This window comes from Rhodococcus sp. A14 (genome assembly GCF_011603105.1).
In the GTDB taxonomy this organism is placed as follows: Bacteria; Actinomycetota; Actinomycetes; order Mycobacteriales; family Mycobacteriaceae; genus Rhodococcus_F; species Rhodococcus_F opacus.
The window spans coordinates 1-3,245 of the sequence record NZ_JAAOQS010000223.1 but is presented as its reverse complement, the minus strand read 5'-3'; the positions used below and the strand labels follow the sequence as shown (position 1 = coordinate 3,245).

The following is a 3,245-nucleotide window of genomic DNA, read 5'->3' as shown; positions in this document are numbered from 1 at the left end:
GGACGCAGGTTCGGGAGCACCCGAGGAGTGCGCAGGAGTGGCAGCGGGAGATCACCCGTGTGGTGTCCTCGTTCGAGGGTGCGTCGCGGCGCCCGGCCGGCGGCATCGAGGTCGACTTCGAGCTTCGGTTCGATCTCCGGGCGACGGGGCTGGCGCTGGATTGGCTCACCGACGCGTTCCGCACCGCATTGGACGCCGCCGATCTCGCCGACACCGGCGGTGTGGTGATGCGGGCGTTGTTCGACACCAGCGATACCGACGTGGTCACCATCCAACTGCAGCGGCTACCCCGCGCCACCCGCGCCGCCCGCACCGAAGGCGGCGCGGGTGACCGGGCGCCGCGCACCGAACGGGGTCTCGCCGATCCGGCCCCGACCGTCACAGCAGGCACCGATCCGCATGGACAGGTCGAATTGGAGACCGCGACCGGCAACCTCACCTACGCGTCCCCGCTCTCCCTGTCGGGCGACGCGATCTCCTCGACGGAGGTCTCCGAGATCCTCTCCCCGTCCGGGAATGTGAATCGGGCCCTGGCCAACGCCAAGCGGAAGGCTCATCAACTCCTCGGCCTGAAGGTCGGCAACCAGTACCGGTATCCGCTGTTCCAGTTCGACCGCGAGCGCAAACAAATCCGCCCCGTCGCCGAGCACGCGAACCGGCTGATGGAATGCGACCTCGACCCGTGGGGGACCCTGGACTGGTGGTTCACCGAGAACCCACTGATCGGTGACCAGCGGCCGGTGGACCGCCTTGCCGTGCACATGCTGACGGAGGCCGAGGTGGAGCTGATGGTGGCGGCCGAGCAGATGGGCATGGACTGACACCGGTGACTGAGCGCTACAACGGCCGGCCCCCGCAGACCCGGGTGATTCCCGCGGGCACCGGACTGCACCGGATCTCGGGTACTGGATCCCCGTACCCACCGAACTCGTTCAATGCCACAGGTATCCGTACGCTCGGTGACCCGCTGCAGGGGCGGTTCGAGCCGATCGACGACTCCCACGGTGGATACCTGTACGTGGCACTGTCCCAGGCCGGAGCGGTCGCGGAAGGCATCCTCCGCGACATCCCCATCCCCCGGTCAGGGATCGTGCGCCGCAAGCGGTTCGCCGGCAAGACACACCTGGATGGTCCTCGGCCGCGACATCACGGTCACCTCGCTGCTGGACGGCGATCTCCGATCGCTGAACCTGTCCGGGACCCTGGTCGGCTGTGACCGTGGCGCCTACACCTGGTCCCGCACCACCTGCCATCAGATCCTCGGCGCCGACCCCGGCGCCGACGGGGTGATCTACCGCTGCCGCAACAACCCCGCCGACCTCGCCCCTGATGCTGCTCGACCGCGGAGCCCTCGACTCGGCCGCACTCACCATCGCCGAATCCCACGACGTGCTGACCGCCCCGAGCACCTGCGACGAGGTCGTCAAGGTCCCAGGCGAGGTCCACCACCTGAAATACGTGGGGGCGGGCGGCGCCCGACTTCCGTAGCCCCGTCCTCGAGAACGGTCACGGACGGTTGGATGCGCATCCCGCGCCATGACGCAGTGTCGTAACTGGTGTTGGGATCGGCGGTCTATTGCGAGAATGGGGTCTCCGGTGTGGCCCTCTCGCTTTCCTCCCTGCCGTGGTTGCGGGCTCGACACTTTCCCGCCGCTGTTCGTTCTTGAGCTGCGTTTCGTGTCATGGCAGTCTCGTGGCCTTCGGTGCATGTGCGAAGGTCCTGCTGGGCTGACCGCTGGTCGTTGTAATTGGATGCAGTGCAATAATATTCGCATTCGTCATTCTCGCGGCGGAAGAAGTTCCTGGCCTGTGTGGCCGCAGTGGTCCTGCAGGAGTCGGCACCGTCGCCAGAGGGTGCTCTGTATGTTTCTGCTGGACGACAAGGGTGATGGCACGGGTCCTCGGGAATCAGGGCGGCCCGCGTGTGATTACTTGCCGTTTCGATTTGCTGGCGGTGAGAGGGCCGAAATGCCGCTACTGTGTGCGATCGACGATTGCCCGGCGAATAGGGAGAAAAGTATGGCGGTATCACCGAGGGGTTCAGCAGGTTCGGCGCAAAAGACGACCAAAGAGATTCGTGAGTGGGCGATCGGGGAGGGATTGGAGGTGTCGTCCCGCGGCCGGATTTCGGCCGAGATCGAGCAAGCATTCGATGCCGCTCAAGCGAAGAAGGCTCAGGTCAAACCGGCGCCGGTGAAGAAGAAGGCCTCGAAGAAGGCAATCGCGGAGACTGCAGCGGTGAGGAAGAAGGCCGTAAAGAAGGTGCTCGGGGAAAAAGCCCCCGCAAAGCGGGCGGCGAGCAAGGGTCCGGCGAAGACGACGAACAGGGAGATTCGTGAGTGGGCGATCGGGGAGGGTTTGGAGGTGTCCTCCCGTGGCAGGATTCCGGCCGAGATCGAGCGAGCCTTCGATGACGCTCAGGCGAAGAAGACTCAGGTCAAAGCGGCGCCGGTAAGGAAGACGGCAGCGAAGAAGACAGCTGCCAAGAAGACCGCCGCGGCGGCTCCGGTCAAGGCGACAGCGGCGAGCAAAGCTCCGGCGGAGAAAACGATAGGCGCGGCGAAGACGGCTGCGAAGAAGGCGACCGGGAAGAAGCCGGTCGCGGCGAAGGTGCCGGTGAAAAAGGCAGTAGGGAATATAGGTCCGGCGACAACGACGAACAAGGAGATTCGTGCCTGGGCGATCGCGGATGGCCGCGAGGTATCCTCCCGCGGAAGGATTCCGGCCGAGATTGAGCAAGCTTTCCATGACGCTCAGGCGAAGAAGGCGGAGGCTAAACCGGCGCCGGTAAAGAAGGCGGCAGCGAAGAAGACAGCTGCCAGGAAGACGGCTGTGGCGGCGGCTCCGGTCAAGAGGGTAGCGGCGGGCAAGGCTCCGGCGGAGAAGAAGGTAGTTGCGACGAAGACGGCCTCGACAAGGAAGGCGGGGAAGAAGACAGTTGCGGCGAAGGCAACTGCGGAGAAGAAGGCCGTGAAGAAGGCGGTCGCGGCGAAGGCGCCGGCGAAGAGGGAAGAGGTGAGTAAGGCTCCGGCGAAGAAGTCTTCGAGGGAGATTCGTGAGTGGGCGATCGGGGCGGGCCATGTGGTGTCCTCCCGCGGCCGGATTTCGGTCGAGATCGAGCGAGCCTTCCACGATGCTCAGGCCGAAATTTCGGTCGCGTGAGGTGCAGCATTGCTCCCGATTCTCTGTGCGACCATCCAGCCGCGAAGGCCATGAGCCGGTGGGGATCTCGGCGGTGGGGGGAT

General features: G+C 65.3%; 3 protein-coding genes and 1 pseudogene. All 4 read left to right on the top strand.

All coding sequences use genetic code 11. The features are described from left to right. Positions 1–821: pseudogene (locus G9373_RS44830) on the top strand (hypothetical protein); the annotation flags it as partial. A gap of 5 nt (positions 822–826) precedes the next feature. Continuing rightward, on the top strand, positions 827–1,216 hold the full coding sequence (locus G9373_RS46080; RefSeq protein ID WP_206033959.1) for a hypothetical protein: 390 nt from the start codon (positions 827–829) through the stop codon (positions 1,214–1,216). A gap of 113 nt (positions 1,217–1,329) precedes the next feature. Continuing rightward, on the top strand, positions 1,330–1,488 hold the full coding sequence (locus tag G9373_RS44820) for a hypothetical protein (protein ID WP_167121245.1): 159 nt from the start codon (positions 1,330–1,332) through the stop codon (positions 1,486–1,488). 531 nt (positions 1,489–2,019) lie between these two features. Next, complete coding sequence (locus G9373_RS44815) at positions 2,020–3,162, top strand: histone-like nucleoid-structuring protein Lsr2 (RefSeq protein ID WP_167121247.1); 1,143 nt, start codon at positions 2,020–2,022, stop codon at positions 3,160–3,162. Positions 3,163–3,245: the final 83 nt, after the last annotated feature.

What these genes read in the sequence shown, in the direction of transcription:
- G9373_RS44820 (WP_167121245.1), top strand. Translation starts at nt 1,330, where the DNA reads ATGCTGCTCGACCGCGGAGCCCTCGACTCGGCCGCACTCACCATCGCC.
- G9373_RS44815 (WP_167121247.1), top strand. Translation starts at nt 2,020, where the DNA reads ATGGCGGTATCACCGAGGGGTTCAGCAGGTTCGGCGCAAAAGACGACC.